The following is a 19,844-nucleotide window of genomic DNA, read 5'->3' on the forward strand; positions in this document are numbered from 1 at the left end:
CGTTTTCAGTGTCGGCACGGAAGTCGTTGTGGTGGACTATCATCCACGGCAATGTAGATCGGAAAGGGCTGATCTACCGGGCCGTCGTACGGGCGTCTCACCCTTGCCGACGTCGGCGTCTCAGACGACTTGCCGCCGCGGTTGTAGGGTGAGCGCTGCTCGTTCCGGCATGTTTGCGCGACGGTCGCGCGGGCATCCGGGGAAGACGCCGCATCACGCTGGGAGGACCGATGGCTACCGAAGACCGGACCGCAGTGTTCGACGCGGTGGTCGCGGCGGCGGACTATCCCGTGCTGCTGGTCACCGTGCAGGCGGACGGCCGGCGCGCCGGTTGTCTCGTCGGCTTCGCGACGCAGGTCAGCATCGAGCCGCGCCGGTTCCTGATCGGCCTGTCCAAGAAGAACTACACCTATCGGGTCGCGCAGCACGCCGACCGGCTCGCGGTGCATTTGCTCGGCAGCGAACAAGTCTCCCTCGCACGGCTTTTCGGCGGTGAGACCGGCGACGACATCGACAAGTTCGTGCACTGCGACTGGCGCCCGGGTCCGGGCGGCATCCCGGTGCTCAGCACGGTGCCCAGCTGGTTCGTCGCTCGTATCCGCGACCGCTACGACCTCGGTGATCACGTCGGGATGCTGCTGGAACCCGAGGACGGCGCCGTGCTGCGGCCCACCGCGGAGACGCTGCATTACCACTCGGTAGCGGATCTGGTTGCGGGCCATACCGTCTGAGTTGGTTCGGGACCGCCGCCCGGGCGCGAAAGCTATTTCAGTGCGTTCGCAAGTTCGAATCGTTCGGCGAAGGCGGACAACTCGTCTCTGGCTTGCTCAGGGTCCCCTGTGCTCGCGCTCACCACGATGCGCGTGACACCCTGTTCGGCCAGTCCCTCGACCCGCTCGACCGGCATGTCGATAGATCCCCAGCGCGTGTACTCGAACGCGCCGGGATCCCGGCCCGCCGCAGCGGCCGCGGTATGGGCGATCTCCAGCTGGGCGGCGCGTTCGGTGGGCCCGAGCACCCCGCCCGGGAAGTAACCGTCGCCGCGGGAACCGGCGCGCCGCGCCGCGGCGCGGCTCGCTCCACCGACATGGATCGGCAGGTCGCCGCCGAGGGGTTTCGGATAACTGCACAGGTTCTCGAACCGGGAGAACTCGCCTTCGAAGCTCACCCCGTCCGCGCCGCCGGACCACAGCAGTCGCAGCACATCGATGGCCTCGTCGGCGCGGCGGCCTCGGGAGGCGAAATCGACGCCGACGGCCTGTGCCTCCCCGGGCAGGGTTCCCACCCCCACGGTGAGCAGGCGCATCCGTCCCTTGGACAGCACGTCGATCGTCGCGAGGCGTTTGGCCAGCACCACCGGATGGTGGTAGGGCAATAGCAGCACCGCGGTGCCGAGCAGGATCCGCTCGGTCGCTGCGGCCACGAAGCTCAGCGCGTCGAGGGGGTCGGCGAACGGCACCGAGGGCGTGATCTCCATCGGTCCGACCGCGGCGCCCGGGTACAGCGCGACGTGCTCGGGCAGGTAGATCGCTTCGAATCCGCAGCGCTCGGCGTGCTGGGCGTAGGCGATCAACCGGTCCGGGTCGACGCCGAAGAAGGGAGTGCTGTAGCTGACCGCGAACCTCACCGCGGCTCCTCGATCCGGTCGAACTCGCAGGCCGCCGCGAGCCGCTCGTGCAGCTGACCCCGTACTCGCTCCAGCCGCGCCAGGTACGAATCGACCTCGGACAGCTTGCGCCGCAAGGTGGACACCGAGTCCGGGCAGACGTCTCCGGAGCCGTTGCCCGCCCGCAGGCAGGCGACGAACGGACGGATGTCGTCGAGATCGAAGCCCGCGCCGAGCAGTTCGCGGATCTGCGCCACGATCAGCACCTCCGCGTCGTCGTACGAGCGGTAACCGTTGGCGGCGCGGTGCGGCCGCACCAAACCGTGCTCCTCGTAGTAACGCAAGGCGCGCGTGCTGGTGCCCGCCCGCTCCGCCAGTTCGCCGATGCGCATCCGTCCTCCTTGTCTCCGCTACCGCCACGCTAAACCTTCTCGTCGACGTCAAGGCAAGTCGGCGCGGGCTGCGTACCCTCGGGGGAGATCAGCCGGCGAGCTTCGCTCGCCGATTCCCCTCGACCAGAGAGCATTTCGTGACGAATGCGCATTTCATCGTTCCGGTCCGCGACGGCGAGCGGGAATTGCTCGACCGGGTCGCCGACTTGGCGACCGGATTCGCGGCCGTGGCGGCCGACTACGACGAGCGCGCCGAGCTCGCCGTCGAGCATCTGGACGCGTTGCACGAGGCCGGCGCGGATGACGCGGTGCTGCCCGAATCGTCCGGTGGCGCGGGCCTGAGCTACCTTGGCCTCGGTCGTCTCGTCAGAATCCTGGCTCGAGCCGATCCGTCCACCGCGACGATCTGGACCATGCACGCGGGGGCGGGCGTCGCCCTCGCGGAATTCACCGGCGAGAGTTCGGGATCGTTCTTCGCCGACGAGCTGCGGGCGGGTAAGCGCTTCGCGAACGCGTTGTCCGAACCGGCGAGCGGAAACCGCTTCCTCCAGCCGCAGCACGTCGCCGAGCCGACCGCGGGCGGGTGGTTGCTGAGCGGGGCGAAGCGGTTCGTCTCCGGCAGCGAGATCGCCGATTATCTGCTGGTCAACGCGCTCGTGGCGGGGGAACCCGCTTTCTTCGGCGTGGTCCCCGACGAAACGGTATCGATCGTCCCGATCTGGGACACTCTCGGCCTGCGCGCCACCCGCAGCCAGCTGCTCGCGTTCGACGACACCGTGCTGCGTGCCGAGTACCGCGGCCGCGCGCCGCGTCCGGGAGATTTCGCGGTGATCCCGGCCGGGCTTCCCGCGATTTCGCTCGGCATCGCCGATGCCGCGCTGGACGCGCTGGTGGAACACGCGCGCACCAGGGAAATTCTCGGCAAGCCCTTGGCGCACCAGCAGTGGGTGCAGTACGAGGTCGCGGACGCGCAAACCCGGCTCGCCGCCGCGCACGCGCTCTACGAACAGGCATTGTGGCAGGCCGACCATGGGATCGCGCTGTTCTTCGACAACCTGTCCCGAGCCAAGTACCTCGCGAACAAGGTGGCGGTCGACGTGGCGCAGCTCGGCGTTCGGGTCGGCGGCGGCTCGGGGTATCTGAAGCGGTCGCCGATCCAACGTCATCTGCGCGATGCCCAGGCCGGCCAGCTCATGGCGTATTCGACGGAGGTGATCGCCGGGGTGATCGGGCGGGGTGTCCTCGGCGTACCGGACGAAGCGTGACTCGCGGGCGCTAGCGCGGCGAGCGCTTGTCGCGCCCCGGTGCGGTGTGGTTGTCGAGCAGGAACGCCGACATCGCCTCGGCTACGGCGGCGGGCTGGTCGAGCATGGACAGTACGTACGCGTCATCGATTTCGACCAGCCGGGCCGCGGGAATGAGTTCCGCGAGCCGGGGGCCGTGCTCGCGCGGCATCACCTTGCCCGCCGAAGACCACAGGATCAGGGCGTCTCCACGGAAGTCGCGCAGCGCTTCGGTATGGGCGATCAATTCTCGTTTCGGGAACGCCGACTTGGTGTAGGCGAGCAGGTCCCGCCGGATCCGTGCGTCGCGCAGCCCCGGCTCGGTCCAGCCGCGCACCAGCGCATCGGGCAATGGGCGCCGCGCCATCCAGCCGAACAGCAACGGCGAGCGGCGCAGCCACCGAACGCGCAACTGCCGCAGCGCCAGCGAGATGCCGCCCGGGAGGTGAGTGGCGACGGTGGCCGTCTTGCCCGGCAGGCCGGGCGGGAAGTTGTCGAACGCCTCGCACGGCAGCACGATCAGCCTGCCGACGCGTTCGTCCAACCCGTAGGCGGTGAGGAACAGCGCACCGCCCCAATCGCTGTGTACGAGCGTGACCTCGCGCAGGTCGAGTGCGGCGAGGAAGTCGGCGATCAGGTGGTTCAGGCCGCGCAAACTCAGGTCGACGCCGGGGCGCAGCGGCAGGGGATGGGCGCCGAGCGGCAGGTCCGGCAACAGGTACCGGAAGCCTTCGGGGAGGGCGTCGATCACCTGGTCCCAGACCGTGTGGTTCATCAGGAGGCCGTGCAGCAGGACGACCGGAGGTCCCTCGCCGCGCTCGACGTAGTGCACCCGTCCCGCGGGCAGTTCGATCACAGGCATGTCCGCCTCCATTCGAGCGATCACTCTAGAGTGTTTGCTCTAGTCTGGAAGGGTGACCGAGAAAATGTCAACCAGCACCCGGGAGCGCCTCGTCACCGCCATGGCCGAGTTGATGCGCACGCAGGGCTATGCGGGTACCAGCGTCAAGCAACTCACCGTCGCCGCTCAGGCTCCGATGGGGTCGCTCTATCACCACTTTCCCGAGGGCAAACCGCAGATCGCCGCCGCGGCGCTGCGCACGTCCGGGGCCGCGTACATCCAGTTGCTCCCGCTGCTGCTCGACGCACACGACGACTTGCGCGAAGCGATACCCGCCGCCTTCGCGGCGGCCGCCGAACAGATCGAGCAGACCGGCTGGATCAACATGTGCCCGGTCGGCACCGTCGCGGGTGAGATCGCCGACAGCGAACCCGCGCTGCGCGACGTCGCCGCCGAAGTCATCGCCTCCTGGATCGACGAGGGCACCGACTACTTCGTCCGCCGCGGCCTGTCCACGGCGGACGCTCGCGATCTCATCCTCGCCGTTCTCACGAGCCTCGAGGGCGCTTTCGTCCTCAGCCGCACGCTGCGCTCGACGGAACCATTGCACGCGGCCGGCCGGTCCACGAGTGCCCGTATCGAACAGGTACTGGCCGGGGCGCGCGGTCAGCGCGCCGCGCACTCGGCCGAGTGACTAGCCGACGCCGATTTCGCGGCCACCGACTCCCGAGGTGAACTCCTTCCAGCGCCATGGCCCGCCCGCGTCGCTGGCCAGCGGCGGGGTGTCTTCCCCCGCGCCCGCCCGCAACCCGGAGATGAGGTGCCGGAGTGCGTCGACGGCGGTGAACCGAGGAGTCCAGCCCAGCTCCGCCCGCGCGCGGCCGGTGTCCATGATCGGCAGGTGCATCACCCCGTCCAACAGGTCCGGCGTAGCGGGCAGTGTCCGCGCGTGCCAGCCCATCGCGAGTGCGGCGCGGATCACCGAGGGCGGAACGGACACCACCCGGGCATCGAAGACCGCGGCCAGCCAGGAGCGATCGATCACCGGCTCCGCGGCCAGGTTGAACGGGCCACGAGCATCGGTCGCGATCGCGAGCGCGTACGCGCGTCCGACGTCGGCGCTGTGCACCGCCTGGAACCGCAGGCCGCGCGGAATCGGCAGGATCGGCGGGAGGCCCGGCCGCATCAGGCGGTTCGGCAACAGCGGACCGGCGAACAGACGCCGTTGCTGACTGGCGGTGTGCCTGCGGAAGATGAACGCCGGACGCATGCGAACCACGCGGCGATCCGGATTCTCGGCCTCGAACCGATCGAGCAGCCTTTCGACGTAAGCCTTCTCCCGCATGTAAGCGGCGGGTGGCCAGCCGTCGGTCGGCCAGCTCTCCGGCACCGGCTCGTCGCTCTGGCACGGGGAGTAGGCGCCGACGGAGGAGGCGTAGACCAACGCGGGGACCTGCGCCGCGGCGACGGCGCGCAGCACGCGTTCCGTGCCGCCGACATTGGCGCGCCACGTGACCATGGGCTGATGGGTGGGCTGGAACAGCCATGCCAGATGCACGACCACGTCGGCTCCGTGGAAATGGGACTCCAGGTCGTCGGTTCGCACATCCGCGCGCACCCACTCCACACCCGGGCGAGGGATGCCCGGCACGCGCCGCGCGATCCCCACGATCGAACTGACTCCCGCTTCGGCCGACAGTGTCTCCAGCACGCTCGTTCCGACGTTTCCGGTGGCACCGACCACGACGACGCGCATATCTGCTCCTTGGCTCGGTGACGAGGTTCGAGAGCGACTTACCCAGGATGTCGGCGACGACACCGCGGTAGACCGGTGAATCGGATTCTTCCCGGCCGGGCCCGGCGACCGCCGGGTGCGGTAGCCCGAAGGCGCGGCCAGGACCGCGTCACGACGGGCCGGTGCGCGTCCGGACGACCTGCGAACCAGCGGCGGACGGGAACCCACTCGGGCTCCCGTCCGCCGCTCGTCTGCTAAACGTCACATATTCGATTGGGCGAGACGGTTGGCAAGCAGTTCCTTACCCATCCGGCCGCCCTTGCGGCTGTCGGCCTGCGCCTTGCGGAAGAACTCCACCAGCTCGGTGTCTCCGGCGCGTTCCGCGTCCTGGATGAACGTGTCCAGACGCAGTGCGTTCTCGAGGGACGCCTCGACGAACCAGATCAGGTTGTAGTCCTTGTCCCTGGTGCCGGTGATGGTGCCCGTTTCCTGCTGCTTGGTCATCTCCACTCCTTTCGCTTCTTCGTCGCCGAGCCGCGCGTCGCGTCAGTCCCGTCCGAGCGCGTGCGCCAGCTCCTTCTTCGTCATCTTCGAGCGGCCTTCGACATTGCGCTTCTTGGCCTCGTTGTACAGCTGGTCACGGGTCGGCCCTTGGGCGCCGCTGTGCGAACGCTGACCACCGCGCTGCTGCGGGGACTTGTCGTCGGTCGACGTCTTGCTCGCGGTCTTGGATTGTCCGGACTGGGCACGGTTCTTGTTGACCGTGCGAGCGGCGATCTCCTTCGCGCGCCCGGTGCTCGCGCCCCGGGATTTCGCCGAATCCGCGATGTGCTCGTACTGGCGTTCCTGCTTGTCGGTCCAAGCCTTCGGCATGTCATCACCTCCTGTATCTGCGGTCTACCCCGGGAATCTCCGCGCAATCCGGATCGGGTCCGAATCGTCCGCCGGGCCCGGCCATCCGAAGCTTCCGAGAGCGCGACCGCTACTCCGGGAGGTGGTGAGCTGACGTCAGCAGGTGCTGGGCGCGGGCTCGCCGCGAACCCGGCCTTGGAGCCACGGCAGCACCGAGGGGGCGCCGAGGACCGCTGCGGTCAGATGCTCCACGTCGGCCACGCGCAGTGTCTGCACGGGCACCCCGGCCGAGCACCAATGGCGATTGGTGTTGTCGATGGCATCGATCGGAATCAGCCCATCGCTAGGTGAATGCCATTCGAAAATGGGGATTTCCGGGGCGCTCGGGTAGAGCTCCACACTGTTCTCCTCGACCACCGACCATGCGGCCGGAGTGTCGAAGACCGACGTGGAGGTCACATAGTCGCGCGCGCTGCCGTTCACGCCCGCGGCGAGGATGTCGTTGGTGCAGCTGTTGGCCATCTGGTCGCGAAGCGCCAGACCGCGCTCGTTGAGTGATTGGCTGGTCGGCACACGGTCCGGGTACTCCCGTTCCAGGCCGATCGCCGTCGCCATGGCCAGGCCGAACGCCGGATGCGGTTCGAAACCCAACGCTTTGGCCATCGTCACCAGGTTCATCGGGGCACCGCCGATGGCCGCGCCCGCGAGCCGCAGGTCGGGCGCGTAGGTAGGTTGCAGCTCGGCCGCCCATGCCGTGGCGAGACCGCCGCCGGAGTAACCGGCCAGCGCGGTCGGACTGCTCTGCAAGCCGAGTTCGGGTAGCTGTTTGGCCGCGCGGATACCGTCCAACGTGATCTGGCCGCCCAAACGCCCGGCGCCGAGCGCGAACTGCGGACCGAGATGGTCCGGCAGCGCTACCGTCCAGCCCTGCGCCAGCATGACGTTCAACATCGGCGTCGTCAGCGACAGGTTCGGATCGTTGTGGTAGAGCAGGTGCGACACCGCGCAGTGCGTGCCGAGCGAGTTGATGAAGTGCTGGTACGACAGCAGCGGCATGCCGGGCCGCTGGCCGAGGGGGGTGAGGATCGTTGTCGTCGCCGAGATCGGCGCGCCCCGCGAATTCGTGGACCGGAACTCGACCAACCGGACGGTGGCGCCGGGGAACAGCGGAAGCGGTGGCAAGACGCGCGCGTCGAGTATGTCACCGGGACGGTGCGCCGCCAGATCGGCGGGCGCGGCGTAGAACGGGTCCGGATCGGGCTGCGGATAGAGCGGGTCCGCGGTTGCCGCCGTCCCGAGCAGAAGAGTGACTGCCATTCCGCAGCACGCGCCGATAGCACGGGCGGAACCGATGCGTTTACTGCCGAGCAAACGAAGAAACGGACGAGTCACGACCTTGACCTCCAGGGGTAGTTCGCCGCATTCGCCGAACAGTGGCGGGCATAAGAGTGCATCGTCGGCAAACTATCAGCAACCTGAAGTGGTGAGTTCGTGAATGCGCGAAAAATCCACTGGCCTCGAAGATAACTGGCGATTTTGGGGCGCTTCATTGTGGGTATCGTGATGCATAGCAACTGAACAGCCACTACTGGGAGAATCCCAGGGTCCGAAGCGGAGACCGCACATCCGCGCTGGGCATCCGATCCGCCGTCGGCCATGGCCGCGAACGTCCGGCGGTGTCCGTTCGTTTGTCACTTCGCGACCGAACGCATCCCGACGAGGGGTTGCGATGCGGGGCGAGCACGGCTTGGCTGGATCACATACACAGCGACGAGGTGCAGGGCGCAGGAAGGAGCGGTCATGGCCAAGACAGCAACCGAGAAGGTCCGCGAGTCCGGTTCCGAATCACCGGAGAAGGCACGTTCCGCGCCGCCCACCGAGACCGAAGCGCCGACCGGCTCCGACACCGCGACCGCAGAGCGCGGCGGGGTGCGTGTCCCGGTTCCGACGCTCGGGATGCGGATGGCGCGAGTTCCGCTGCCGCCCGGGCCGCGCAGCGTGGCGACCGGTGTTTCCTCGGCGACCACGGCGGTGCTCAATCGAGTACCGGACCGGGAGTCGTTGCTCTATTTCGGCGGGCTCGGGGCGGCGGCGGTCACCGGACTGGTCTCGTGGCCGGTCGCCGGAGCGATCGGCGTCGGCGTCTGGGTGGCCGAGCATGCCCGTCGTTCGCCGGTGCCTGCGGGAGACGGGGCCGAAAAATGACCTGACACGCGATGCCACCTAACGCCGCCTCAACCGCGCCAGCTTTCGAGGACGCGGTCGACGGTGGGCCGGATACGAGCCCTGGCCTCCGAGCGGGGGATGCCGGTCATGAGGAGATGGTCGTAGTCGGTGTCGCGGTGGCGGATGGAAGCTATCACGGCGAGGGTGAGCGCTTCGGCGGACAGGAGTTTGGCGGCGGCGGTGCGGCCTACGCGGCCGCTGCCGCGGGCGGCGGCGTGTTCGGCGATCTCGGTGGCGCGGCCGGCGGGGCAGCGGGGGAACAGCCGCCGGATCTCGTCGGACATTCGGGCGCGGTATTCGACGTCCTCGGCGGCGCGGCGCACACGGTCGCGGTCGCGGCGGCGGGAACGGGCCTCTTCGTCGGCCAGGCATTGCTGTTCGGCGCGGGTGAGGGCGGCTTCCTCGACGAGGATGCCCAGCCGTTCGTAGCGTTTGCGCCGCCGGTTGAAGCGGACGACCACGGCGGCGAGGGTGCTCTCCTTCTTGGCGCGCCGGCTCAACGCCGCGTTCCCGGCCGGCAGGAACTCCAGATGATCCAGGTCCGAACAGGTGAGGCACAGCGGCCCGGCCGCGGAGGTGATCAGATACGAGCCGCTCTCGGCGCATTCCGCGCACGTCCAAGGTTCGGCGGCCTCGACCACCGTCAGATCCGGGGCCCGGTTCTGGCGCTGGACGACCTGCTCGCGCCGCGCCGGGCTGAGCTCCGCCGAGAGCCAGTGCACCCGGAACACCGTGTCGTCGCCGTCGTCGACGAACCGCAACGCCTCGCGGTCGCGGCCGCTCGACAGATACGCCGCTGTGCTCGCGTTCAGCCCGTGCTCGCGGGCCCACTCGCCCAGCAGATCCGCCGCTTCGAGCATTCGTCGCCCGTCCACCGCCGTGACCTGCTCCAGCGACGGCGCCTGCCCCTGTCGCCAGCGATCGACCTGACCGGACCGCACCCACCCCAGAACGGCGAACACATCGACCGCCGACACGTATTTGCGTTGGGCCAGCGCCGCTTCCGCAGCCTCGACCACCCGTCGCCGCAGCTTGGACACGAGTTCGAACCCTAGCGCACGCCGCGATGGGCGCAGGACGGTGCCGATGCGGCGGATTCGCTGCGAAAAAGTGTCCTATCACCCGATCGAATGTCGGTATGCAAGCGGATGCCGTCGGGTGGCGTTCATCGGGCGCTGGTCGAATAGCGGGGCAACGTTCGCAGGGAGGAAGAGCCATGACCAGCATCGACACTCACGCCAACGGAACCGTCGCGTCCCGTGTCACCGAACTGACCACGGTTTTCGAGCGGGGACTTCGCGAAAACCTAGGCGTCGGCGCGTCTCTGGGCATTCGACTGGAAACCGCGGGCGACGGCTACACCCGGTACTACCTCGACCCGAACCCGGCCACGATCAACGCGATGTTCACCGTGCACGGCGGTGTGCTGGCCACGTTGATGGACACGGCGATGGGCAGCGCCGTCTTCACCGAACTCGGTGACGGCGTGGCCTACACGACATTGGAGTTGAAGGTGAACTTCATCCGGTCGGTGACGCTGGACGGTTCCCGGCTGACCTGCGAGGCCAACGCCGTGCACGTCGGTCGGCGCACCGCGACGGCGGAGGGCCGGATCACCGACGCGAACGGCAAGCTGATCGCGCACGGTTCGACCACGATCCTGGTCTTGCAGCCCGAACACTGAGCGCAGCGGACGGCCCGGCTCCCGGAACACGATCGGGAGCCGGGCCGTCCGGTGTCGAAGCTCAGGCCAGTGACCGGCATTCGTCGATGAAGCGCACCAATTCGTCGAGGCGGTCGCTGCGGGCGTCCACCGCGCGGTCGATCACCTTCACCAGGTGCTCGTAGGCCTCGGTGTGGTCGTAGGAGGCCACGTCGGCGATCTTCAGCGCCCACCGCCAGTAGCCGCGCATGGTGTCGGCCAAGGGCATGCGGAAGGTGGCGATCACCTCCCGGATCGGCTCCACGGCGGCGTCGCCGTGCACCCGCAGGTAGCGGCCGACCACGTCGGCCATGAAACTGAAATGCCGCGCCTCGTCGCGCGACAGCCGCGCCAGCACCGCCCCGAGCACCGGATCGTTCACCACCTCGCGCAGGTGCTGGTAGTACATCTGCGTCGCCTTCTCCTGCACCAGCGCGTAGGCGAAGAACTGCACCGGATGCCGGTAGGGCAGGTCGAACGGTTTCTGCCCCTCGATCGCCAGCTCGGCGCGCAGGGCGCCGCGCTCGGCCATCCCGGACGCCACCTGGTAGCGGCTCAGCGCGCGTGCGTGGGTGTCTTCCTCCAGCGCCCAGCGGACCGTGAAGTGGTAGAGCTCGCGGTTGTGCGCGAACGCGTCCCGGTCGACGGTGTCGTCCACCGGGAAATAGCGGTGGTAGACGTCGAAGTAGCCGGGCAGATGGTCCTCGATGAGGGTGACGAACTGGACCGCGGACCGCTGGCCTTCGGTGAGGCGGCCCGCGTCGGCGCGGGACCAGTCGAAGGCGGTCTCCACGTCCCAGGCGCGCGTGGCGGGCGAGGCCGCGAGGAAACCGTCGACGGCCGCGACCACTTCGTCGACGGGAATCAGCGCCGATTCGATGTTCATCTGTCGCTCCTGCGGCTCAGCGGGCGTTACGGCAGGTCAGCGCGTAATGCTTGGTGGTGTAACCCCATCCGGCGTTCGCGATCTCCAGGTAGTGCCGCAGCTTCGCGGCCAAGCCGGGCCCGTGCGCGTCGATGCGTTCGGCGGCGGCGTCGACGTTCGCGATCCAGTCGTCGATGGTGCGGCGGTAGTGCTCGGTGAGGTCGTCCACCGCGATGACGGACAAACCCGCGTCCTCGGCGGCGGTGACCAGGTCGGAGAGCGGACGCAGATCGCCCCACCCGAAGATGTCCGCGCGCACGAACTCGGTTCCGGCCTTGGCGTCGAACGCCGTGCGCGCGGACGCGTTGCGGAAGCAGCTCTCCGACACGTACAGCGTGCCGCCGCGCCGCAGCACCCCGCGGGCTCGGCGGAAGACCGCGCCGAGATCGGGCATGTGCACGATCGAGCCGAGCAGCGTCACGGCGTCGAAACCGCGCGGCGGCAGTTCCATCCGCTCGAAGTGGCCGACCCGGGTGTGCACCCGATCCGCGAGACCGCGGGCGCGGGCCTGCTCGGCGATGTACTCGTGCTGGCGTGGCGCCGGGCTGACACCCGTTGTCTCGCAGCCGAATTCCGCCGCCATGAACAGGATCAGCGAGCCCCAGCCGCAGCCCACATCGAGGAGGCGTTCGCCGCCGGTCAGCCCGAGCCGGTCGGCCACGAACCGCAGTTTGCGCCGCTGCGCCTGCTCGAGGGTGTCGGACTCGGATTCGTAGAGCGCCGAGCTGTATTTGCGCAGCGGGTCGAGGAATTGGCCGAAGATGTCGGGGTCGAGGTCGTAGTGCTGGTTGGTGTCGGCGGTGACCGGCTGGTCGGTGACGGTCACGCCGCCGCCTCGCGCAGCGCCTTGCCGACCACGGTGACGACGTCGTGCAACGAGGACAGGCCGAACACGTCCTGGTCCTCGAGTTCGATGTCGTAGGTGCGCTCGATCTTGGCGACCATGCGCAGCACGCGCACCGAGTCGACGCCGGCAATGCCGCGCAGGTCCAGGTCGGGGCGCAGCTCGGTCTCGGGGATGCCGGTCTCGGCGGTGGCGATGCCGGTGACCGTGCGCAGGATGTCGTCGGCGGTGTGGGTGGTGGTCATGACTCGACTCCGTTCGGGGCGAGGGCGGTGCCGGTGGACAGTGCGTGGGAGAGCGCGGCGACCTCGTCGTCGCCGAGGGTGAGCTGATGGCGCACGTCGTCGAGCGCGAACGGCTGGTAGGCCGCGGTGGAGCCGGCGCACACGAGGCCGTCGGCGTCGCGGATCTCCGCGGACGCCCGGATCGGGCGGTCTCCTTCGTCGCCGGGCAGCGTTGCGACGCAGTGGTATTCGCGTCCGACGAGTAGCGGGGTGAGGAACCGGGTGCGCTGGGTGACGGTGAACGCCGGGTGGTGGCGCGCCAGGACGATGAGATTGCCCATCACCTCGTCGCAGATCACGCCGATCAACCCGCCGTGCACGACGCCCGGGTAGGACTCGAACTCGCGCCCGAGCCGGAACCGGGCCTGCAACCCGTCCGGATGCGGGGTGAACCGCAGGCGAAGGCCGGTCGTGTTGTGCGGCGAGCAGCCGAAGCAGCGGTAGTCCGGGATCACCGACCAGGGCACCCGGACGATGTCCACTCCGCCGTGGCCGGTGTCGTCGAAAGCGCTGTCGCGGTCCATGGCGCTAGGCGATCGCGTCGGCCAGGGCCCGGCGAACCTTGGCGTTGCTGGACAGGTCGAGTCCGGTCATGCCTGCGAAGGTGCGCCGGACCTTGTCGTGCAGGACATCCAGCTCGCCCTCGGCGGCGACCTGCTCGAGGAACAGGTCGAAGCCGGTGTCGATGGTCTCGTGGTCGCCGAGTTCGCTGATCCCGGCCTTGAACGTGCTGACCGGGTGCTTGATCTTGGCCTCCGAGCTGTACACGTAGAGGGTCTCCAGCACCGACGGCAGCTCCTCGGGCCGCCGCCGCAGCCGCTCGGTGGCGTAGTGGATGAACTCGCGCGCGTGGCCCGCCTCATCGCGACTGGCGTTGAGCAGCAATCCCTTCAGCACGGGCTCCTCCACCCAGTTCGCCACCGCCCGGTAGATGTGGTTGACGGTGAGCTCGGAGATGATGTTGGTGGCCAGGGTCGCCGACGGAGTGGTGCCCGGCGCGTACGGCTCGCGCATCGAGTCGACGGCCTTGTCGTCCACGCGCTCGCCGAGCGCGTTCAGCCAGGAGCGGAACGCGTAGTGGTGCTGCACTTCCTGGTAGCCCCACACCACCGCGAACGTGGAGAAGTCGTAGTCGTCGACGAACTCGTTCAGGAATCCGTGCACCGCGGCGATGACGTTGGACTCGCCCATCGTCGCGCTCTTGGCCAGGGTGATGTACTCGGGACGGACCAGGGTCGCGTCGACGGCGTCGAGATCGAGGTCGGCCAGCTTCCAATGCAGGCGCTCGTAGTGGCGGAAGACGTCATAGCTGTGCACGAAAGGCTCCGGTTCGGTCGGGATTACCTGCGGTGGGTGATGAGATCGCGGGCGGCGAGCCGCTGGAGCTTGCCGCTGCTGGTACGGGGAATGCTGCGCGGCGCGACCAGGTGGACCTGGACCGCGGCCAGGCCGAGTTCGGCGGAGACCCGGGCGCGGATCGCCTCGGTCAGCGCGTCGGCGTCGGCTCCGGTGCGCTCGGATTCGGCGATCAGCGCGATCACGTCCGCTCCGTCCGGGTCGATCGCCGCCGTGCACCGGCCCTTGTACACGCCGTCGAGGTCGCGTACCGCCGCCTCGACGTCCTGGGCGTAGTAGTTCACGCCGCGCACCGTGATCATGTCCTTGCACCGGCCGGTGACGAAAAGCTCGCCGTCCCTCAGGTAGCCGAGGTCGCCGGTGCGCAGCCAGCCGTCGGCGAACAGACCGGACACGCGCGCGGGGTCGGCGGTGAGATATCCGCCGGTGACCGCGTCGCCCTGGATGAGGATCTCGCCCACCTTGCCGTCGGGCAGGTCACGGTGCCGGTCGGGGTCGACCACGCGCACCCGCATACGCGGTACCGGCGAGCCCACTCCGGCCACCGGCCGAGCACCCGGGGCGTCCGGTGAAACACGCTGTGCGATCGCGCCATCCGACAGTGCGGCGCGATCCACCCACTCGAAGACGGGCGCGCGGCCCAGCGGCGGGAAGGTGACCGCGAGGGTCGCTTCGGCCATGCCGTAGACGCCGAACATCGTCGCCGGTCGGAATCCGGCGGGGGCGAAGCGCTCGCAGAACGCGACGACGACATCTCGGGAGATCGGTTCCGATCCGTTGAACGCGATCCGCCAGCGGCTCAAGTCGTAGTCGCGCACCCGCTCGGCGGGCACGGCGGCCAGCAGCGCCTCGTAGCCGAAATTGGGCATCGCGGTGATGGTGGTTCCGCTGGCGGCGAAGTCGGCGAGCCAGCGGGCCGGGTCCTTGACGAACGACAGCGGGGACCACACGTGGGCGGGGATGCCGCGCAGAATCGCCGAGAGCGTGCCGAACAGACCCATGTCGTGGAACAGCGGAAGCCAGAACCCGCCCTGATCGTCCAGGCTCAGATCGATGCCGGTGCGGATCGATGCCAGGCCGCTGAGGACGTTGTGGTGGGTCAGGCGAACGCCTTTGGGTGTCGCGGTGCTGCCGGAGGTGAACTGGATGACGGCCGGATCGTCGCTCGACAGCTCGGGAAGAGCGTCGGCCGTCGCAGTGTCCTCCGCGAGAAGTGCTGCGGTGTCGATCAATTCGACGTCCAGCGTGTCGCCGAGCAGTGCCGCCAGGTCGGCGAATCGATGCGACACCAGAACCGTGCGCATGGCCGCCGCCGCGACGATGGCGGCGAGCTTCTGCGGGTAGCCGCTCGCCGCGCGGGCGCCTGCGGGCAGCGGAAGGGGAGTCGCGGCGCCGCCCGCCGCCGTCACACCGAACAGGCAGGTGAGGAACTCGGGAGCATTCGGACTCAGGATGCCCACTGGTTCGCCGCGCCGGACCTCGCGCCGCAGCAGCGCCGCCGCCGCGACCAGCGACCGCCGGTGCAGCTCGGCGTAGTCCACCGTTTCCGGCAGCGACCAGAACGTGGCGGCCACCGCGGGATGGGCGGCGGCGATCTCGGCGAGGCGACCGTGCAGGGTCCCGGCCGAATCCGCGGAATTCATGTCCGCCACGGAAACAGCGAATTGTGACGGCGCATTGAACTCGTTATGAATTGACGTCGGCGATAAACAAGGCCGATCATCCGATCGCACTGCGCGATAAAGTATTTCGGCTATGGCCCGATAGGAACGGGTAATCGCCGCCACACCGCGCCGGTGCCGCGCACCACGATGGACGAGAAATTCTCTCCCGCGTCCCGGAATTGTCCGCAGCGATCCGGCGGATGCTATGTCCCTTTCCGCGCCGCGTCCATTTCTACCCAGGAGTCGCCGGTGAGTTCCGACCAATCCGCGGTCGAGGAATCGACCCCGGTTCAGCTGGCGGTCGTCGAGAGCGTCGCCGCGCACATGCGGCACAACCCGTACGGCAGTTACGACGTGCTGCGCGCGGCGGCCCCGTTCGTGCCGGGCCCGCACGACACCCACCTGGTGACCCGCCACCACGAGGCGCAGGCGATCATGCAGGACCCGCGCTGGAGCCACGCTGAGGAACCGGAACTGCTGCACGGTGACAGCGAGGTCGAACTGCCCGGCTCCTTCCTCTGGATGGAACCGCCGGAGCACACCCGCCTGCGCGGACTGGTGAGCAAGGCGTTCACCGCGCGCACCGTCAGCGGTATGCGCGAGCGCGCGGAGCGTTTGGTCGAGGACCTGATGGCGAAGATGCTCGCCGAGCGGGACGTCGACCTGCTCGAGGCGCTGGCCTATCCGCTGCCGCTGACCATGGTGTGCGAACTGCTCGGCGTGCCGCCCGAGGCGCACGAGCACGTGCGGGAGATCTCGGCGGGCATCGCGCGCGGCCTCGACCCCGACGTGCTGCTGTCGAAACAGGAGCTGGACGCGCGCACCGCCGCCGTGCACGCCTTTCTCGAATTCTTCGGCGACCTGGTCGAACAGCGCCGCCGCACTCCACGCGCCGACTTGATCACCGCGCTGGTGCAAGCCGACGACGCGGGCGCGCGCCTGACGCGCACCGAATTGCTCGGCACGCTGCTGATCCTCGTCGTCGCCGGGCACGAGACCACGGTGAACCTGATCGGCAACGGCGTGCTGGCGCTCATCCGCAATCCCGAGCAGTTCGAGCGGTTGCGCGGCTACCCCGAGCTGTCCGAGCCCGCGGTGGACGAGGTGTTGCGCTACGACGCTCCGGTGCATCTGACCACACGCACCGCGCACGACGAGATCACGGTCTCCGGAAGGACTTTCGCGCCGGGCGAGGCGGTGATCGTGCTGCTGGCGTCGGCCAACCGCGATCCCGCGGCATTCCCGCGGGCCGACGAGTTCGACATCGCGCGGTATGCGCGCGGGCGAAAGGCCGAGCGGCACTTGTCCTTCGGGCTCGGCCTGCACTACTGCCTCGGCGCGCCGCTGGCCCGGCTGGAGATGAGCGTGGTGCTACGGGCGATCGCCGACCGGGTCGCGTCCATGTCCCTGCTCGAGGAACCGCTGTACCGGCCGAACGTGGTCGTGCGCGGCATGTCGCAACTGCGTGTCCGGATGGAGGCCCGATGAACGCCGTTACGCCCGCCGAAGTCACCTTCGACGCCTTCGATCCGAGCGAGCGCGCCGACCCGTATCCGGCCTACCGGCGGGTGCGGGACGCGGCGGCGCTCTTCCCGTTCGCGTTCGGCGATGTGCCGGTCACGCTGGTCACCCGTTACGAGGAGTGCGCCGCGATTCTGACCGGCGCGGACTGGGGGCACGGCTACGCGGCGGGCATCAGTCCGTTCCGGGACACCACGGCGGCGATTCCCGGTTCCTTCGTCCGGATGGATCCGCCCGAGCACGGCCGCTACCGCAAGCTCGTCGCGAAGGCGTTCACCCCGCGGCTGATGGCCGAGATGGCCCCGGTCGCCGGGCAGGTCGTGCGGGAGATCGTGGACGCGGCGCTCGTCCGCGGCGAACTCGACGTCCTCGACGGCCTGGCGGTGCCGCTGGCGGTGGCGATGGTGCCGGTCCGGTTGCTCGGCGCCGACCCGGCCGACGCCGCGAGGTTCCGGGAGTGGCAGCTGGCCATCGCGCGCGGCAGCGACCCCGATTCGCTGCTCGGGCCGCAGGATGTGGCGGCCCGCACCGCCGCGGCAGTGGAGTGCATGGGCTACTTCGCCCGGCTGGTCCAGCGCAAGAAGGAGAATCCGACGCCGGACCTGCTGAGCGCGCTGGTCGCCGCGAGTGCGGACAGCGACCAGCTCACCGAGCCGGAGGTGATCGGCATTGCCCTGCTCACCCTGGTGGCGGGGATGGAGACCTCGATCAACCTCATCGGCAACGGCATGCTCGCGCTGCTGCGCAGCCCGGACCAGCTCGCCCTGCTGCGCGACCAGCCCGACCTCATCGCGCCCGCGCTGGACGAGATGCTCCGCTACGACGCGCCCACCCAGTTCACCATTCGCGTAGCGCTGGCCGACACCGTGGTCGGCGGACACCGGTTCCGCAGGGGCGACGGAGTCGTGGTGCTCACGGCGTCGGCCAGCCGGGACGACCGGGTCTATCCGGACGCCGACCGCTTCGATGTCACCCGCTACGCCGGAAACCATCCCGCGCGCAAGCATCTCGGCTTCAGCCTCGGCATCCACTACTGCGTGGGCGCGCCGCTGGCGCGGATCGAGGCCGAAGCCGCGGTCGGCGCGCTGCTCGCGCGGGCTCCGAAACTGGCGCCCGCGACCGACACGATCGAGTACCGGCCGAGCTTGATCCACCGCGGCATCGTGTCGCTGCCGGTGACGTTGTGAACGGGGCACGGCACGCCGTCGTGCTCGGCGCGGGCGTCGCCGGGCTGCTGGCGGCGCTGGTTCTGGCCGACCACTTCGCGCGGGTCACGGTGTTCGAGCGCGACGGCTTCGACGTCGAGGGCATGCGCAAAGGCGTTCCGCAGGCACGGCACCTGCACGGCCTGCTGGATGGTGGCCGCACCGTCATCGAGGAACTGCTGCCCGGATTCACCGACGAGATGACCGCGCGCGGCGCTACCCGCGCCGAGGCCCTGGTCGCGACCAGGTGGTACGTGGGCGGGCTGCGGGCCGCGCCGGCCGCCACCGGGCTCACCTCGCTGATCGCGACCCGGCCTCTGCTGGAATCGTTATTGCGGGAACGGATATCGCGGCTTTCTCAGGTGCGGCTCGTGGCGGGAACCGCGCGCGGCCTGATCGGTGACCGGCACGGCGTGCGCGCCGTGTCGGTGTCGGGTGATTCCGGCGTCGAGACGCATGCCACCGACCTCGTGGTCGACGCGACCGGACGCGGCACGCGAGCGCCGGTGTGGCTCACCGCGCTCGGCGCCGAGCCGCCCGCAGAGCAGCGGCTGGAGGTGGATCTGGGCTACTCCTCGCGGTTCTACCGCCGCCTCGAAGGCCAGCTCGACGGGCACGCCTCGGTGATCATCTCGACCGGGGCCAGCGGCCGCGGCGGCGGCGCGGTGCGGGTGGAAGACGACCGCTGGCACGTCACGCTGGCCGGGATACTCGGTGACCACCCGCCCACCGACCCCGACGGCTTCACCCGGTTCGCCGCCTCCCTCGCCGCGCCGGACATCCTCGATTTGATCACCCGCTCCGAACCGGTCGGCGACGCGGTGCCGCACCGCTTCCGCGCTCCGGTGCGCAGGGCCTACCGGCGCCGTGCCGCGGTGCCCCATGGCTTCCTACTGCTCGGCGACGCGCTGTGCAGCTTCAACCCGCTCTACGCCCAGGGCATGGCGGTCGCCGCCCAGCAGGCTGCGGCACTGCGCGCGTGCCTGCGCTCCGGCGGACCCACGCCCGATCTCCCCGCGAGGTTCTACGCGGCGGCGGACAAGGCGCTCGACGTCGCCTGGCAACTGTCGGCCGGCGCGGATCTGGCGCATCCGGGGGTGGTGGGGCCGCGCACGGTGCGCACGCGGCTCACCAACGCCTATGTGGCCCGCGTGCATCGCGCAGCCCACGTCGACCCGCATGTGTCCAGGACCTTTCTGCGAGTGGCGAACCTGGTCGAACCGCCGACGGCACTGCTGCACCCCGCGATGGCGGGACGAGTACTGCTGCGCGGCGGCACCCGCGCGGCCGCACCGAACATCCGTCCCACCGGTCCCGGACCCCTTCGCGCATCGGGTCCGTCGCCGGACCCGCGGCCGTCCATCCCTTCCGATCGCTGACCCATTTCGACTACCGGCAGCATCGACCG

The 19,844-nt window shown here is 69.4% G+C and carries 22 protein-coding genes; 8 read left to right on the top strand and 14 right to left on the bottom strand.

Translation table 11 applies throughout. The annotated features are described in order from the left end of the window. Nucleotides 1-230: 230 nt before the first annotated feature. Nucleotides 231-731 carry a flavin reductase family protein gene (locus ACL03I_RS15835; protein WP_355076557.1) on the top strand — a complete coding sequence of 167 codons (501 nt, stop codon included), beginning with the start codon at nt 231-233 and terminating at the stop codon, nt 729-731. Nucleotides 732-763: 32 nt separating this feature from the next. On the opposite strand, the gene ACL03I_RS15840 is transcribed toward ACL03I_RS15835, so the two are convergent. Then, entirely contained in the window at nt 764-1,627 is an 864-nt protein-coding gene (locus ACL03I_RS15840) for a TIGR03619 family F420-dependent LLM class oxidoreductase (protein WP_412806308.1), read from the bottom strand. Continuing rightward, entirely contained in the window at nt 1,624-1,998 is a 375-nt protein-coding gene (locus ACL03I_RS15845) for a MerR family transcriptional regulator (protein WP_355076553.1), read from the bottom strand. The genes ACL03I_RS15840 and ACL03I_RS15845 overlap by 4 nt, the downstream gene beginning before the upstream one ends. A gap of 137 nt (nt 1,999-2,135) precedes the next feature. On the opposite strand from ACL03I_RS15845, the gene ACL03I_RS15850 reads away from it, so the two are divergent. Further along, nucleotides 2,136-3,263, top strand: coding sequence for an acyl-CoA dehydrogenase family protein (locus ACL03I_RS15850; RefSeq protein ID WP_355076551.1), 1,128 nt, complete (start codon nt 2,136-2,138; stop codon nt 3,261-3,263). A 10-nt stretch (nt 3,264-3,273) separates the two neighbouring features. Here ACL03I_RS15850 and ACL03I_RS15855 read toward each other — a convergent pair whose 3' ends face one another. After that, complete coding sequence (locus ACL03I_RS15855) at nt 3,274-4,143, bottom strand: alpha/beta fold hydrolase (RefSeq protein WP_412806309.1); 870 nt, start codon at nt 4,141-4,143, stop codon at nt 3,274-3,276. A 64-nt stretch (nt 4,144-4,207) separates the two neighbouring features. Here ACL03I_RS15855 and ACL03I_RS15860 point away from each other — a divergent pair, with 64 nt between their 5' ends. Beyond that, nucleotides 4,208-4,816, top strand: coding sequence for a TetR/AcrR family transcriptional regulator (locus tag ACL03I_RS15860; protein ID WP_356965583.1), 609 nt, complete (start codon nt 4,208-4,210; stop codon nt 4,814-4,816). On the opposite strand, the gene ACL03I_RS15865 is transcribed toward ACL03I_RS15860, so the two are convergent. From ACL03I_RS15865 to ACL03I_RS15880, 4 genes are all read right to left on the bottom strand, one after another. Continuing rightward, nucleotides 4,817-5,878 carry an NAD-dependent epimerase/dehydratase family protein gene (locus ACL03I_RS15865; protein ID WP_355076545.1) on the bottom strand — a complete coding sequence of 354 codons (1,062 nt, stop codon included), beginning with the start codon at nt 5,876-5,878 and terminating at the stop codon, nt 4,817-4,819. A gap of 240 nt (nt 5,879-6,118) precedes the next feature. Continuing rightward, nucleotides 6,119-6,361: a hypothetical protein gene (locus ACL03I_RS15870; protein WP_355076543.1), complete on the bottom strand. Its 243-nt coding sequence runs from the start codon at nt 6,359-6,361 to the stop codon at nt 6,119-6,121. Nucleotides 6,362-6,403: 42 nt separating this feature from the next. Beyond that, nucleotides 6,404-6,730, bottom strand: a complete 327-nt coding sequence (locus ACL03I_RS15875) for a plasmid stabilization protein (protein WP_355076542.1) — start codon at nt 6,728-6,730, stop codon at nt 6,404-6,406. A 135-nt stretch (nt 6,731-6,865) separates the two neighbouring features. After that, nucleotides 6,866-8,026: a lipase family protein gene (locus tag ACL03I_RS15880; protein ID WP_355076540.1), complete on the bottom strand. Its 1,161-nt coding sequence runs from the start codon at nt 8,024-8,026 to the stop codon at nt 6,866-6,868. Nucleotides 8,027-8,509: 483 nt separating this feature from the next. Here ACL03I_RS15880 and ACL03I_RS15885 point away from each other — a divergent pair, with 483 nt between their 5' ends. Continuing rightward, nucleotides 8,510-8,914, top strand: a complete 405-nt coding sequence (locus ACL03I_RS15885; RefSeq protein ID WP_355076538.1) for a hypothetical protein — start codon at nt 8,510-8,512, stop codon at nt 8,912-8,914. 29 nt (nt 8,915-8,943) lie between these two features. Here the strand turns inward: ACL03I_RS15885 and ACL03I_RS15890 are convergent, their stop codons facing one another. Next, nucleotides 8,944-9,975, bottom strand: coding sequence for a DUF2293 domain-containing protein (locus ACL03I_RS15890; RefSeq protein WP_412806310.1), 1,032 nt, complete (start codon nt 9,973-9,975; stop codon nt 8,944-8,946). A gap of 176 nt (nt 9,976-10,151) precedes the next feature. Here ACL03I_RS15890 and ACL03I_RS15895 point away from each other — a divergent pair, with 176 nt between their 5' ends. Next, the gene (locus tag ACL03I_RS15895; protein ID WP_355076534.1) at nt 10,152-10,619 is read left to right on the top strand and encodes a PaaI family thioesterase; all 468 of its coding nucleotides are present in this window, start codon (nt 10,152-10,154) and stop codon (nt 10,617-10,619) included. Nucleotides 10,620-10,680: 61 nt separating this feature from the next. On the opposite strand, the gene ACL03I_RS15900 is transcribed toward ACL03I_RS15895, so the two are convergent. The 6 genes from ACL03I_RS15900 to ACL03I_RS15925 are packed head-to-tail and all read right to left on the bottom strand — an operon-like array spanning nt 10,681 to nt 15,689. Beyond that, nucleotides 10,681-11,523, bottom strand: coding sequence for an acyl-ACP desaturase (locus ACL03I_RS15900; protein WP_397281303.1), 843 nt, complete (start codon nt 11,521-11,523; stop codon nt 10,681-10,683). Between the two features lie 16 nt (nt 11,524-11,539). Next, nucleotides 11,540-12,388 carry an SAM-dependent methyltransferase gene (locus ACL03I_RS15905; RefSeq protein ID WP_355076530.1) on the bottom strand — a complete coding sequence of 283 codons (849 nt, stop codon included), beginning with the start codon at nt 12,386-12,388 and terminating at the stop codon, nt 11,540-11,542. Then, complete coding sequence (locus tag ACL03I_RS15910) at nt 12,385-12,651, bottom strand: acyl carrier protein (protein ID WP_412806311.1); 267 nt, start codon at nt 12,649-12,651, stop codon at nt 12,385-12,387. Before ACL03I_RS15910 ends, ACL03I_RS15905 begins: the two co-directional genes overlap by 4 nt. Further along, nucleotides 12,648-13,214, bottom strand: coding sequence for a PaaI family thioesterase (locus tag ACL03I_RS15915; protein WP_412806312.1), 567 nt, complete (start codon nt 13,212-13,214; stop codon nt 12,648-12,650). The genes ACL03I_RS15910 and ACL03I_RS15915 overlap by 4 nt, the downstream gene beginning before the upstream one ends. A gap of 4 nt (nt 13,215-13,218) precedes the next feature. Further along, entirely contained in the window at nt 13,219-14,007 is a 789-nt protein-coding gene (locus tag ACL03I_RS15920) for a ferritin-like domain-containing protein (protein ID WP_397281308.1), read from the bottom strand. 23 nt (nt 14,008-14,030) lie between these two features. After that, entirely contained in the window at nt 14,031-15,689 is a 1,659-nt protein-coding gene (locus ACL03I_RS15925; RefSeq protein WP_412806313.1) for a fatty acyl-AMP ligase, read from the bottom strand. 270 nt (nt 15,690-15,959) lie between these two features. Between ACL03I_RS15925 and ACL03I_RS15930 the strand changes: the two genes are divergently transcribed. Genes ACL03I_RS15930 through ACL03I_RS15940 form a run of 3 tightly spaced genes read left to right on the top strand, consistent with a single transcriptional unit; the run spans nt 15,960 to nt 19,815 of the window. Further along, entirely contained in the window at nt 15,960-17,198 is a 1,239-nt protein-coding gene (locus ACL03I_RS15930) for a cytochrome P450 (RefSeq protein WP_412806314.1), read from the top strand. Continuing rightward, on the top strand, nt 17,195-18,418 hold the full coding sequence (locus ACL03I_RS15935; RefSeq protein ID WP_412806315.1) for a cytochrome P450: 1,224 nt from the start codon (nt 17,195-17,197) through the stop codon (nt 18,416-18,418). The genes ACL03I_RS15930 and ACL03I_RS15935 overlap by 4 nt, the downstream gene beginning before the upstream one ends. Further along, nucleotides 18,415-19,815, top strand: coding sequence for an FAD-dependent monooxygenase (locus ACL03I_RS15940; RefSeq protein WP_412806316.1), 1,401 nt, complete (start codon nt 18,415-18,417; stop codon nt 19,813-19,815). Before ACL03I_RS15935 ends, ACL03I_RS15940 begins: the two co-directional genes overlap by 4 nt. Nucleotides 19,816-19,844: the final 29 nt, after the last annotated feature.

The organism is Nocardia sichangensis (genome assembly GCF_047200615.1).
GTDB lineage: Bacteria > Actinomycetota > Actinomycetes > Mycobacteriales > Mycobacteriaceae > Nocardia > Nocardia sichangensis.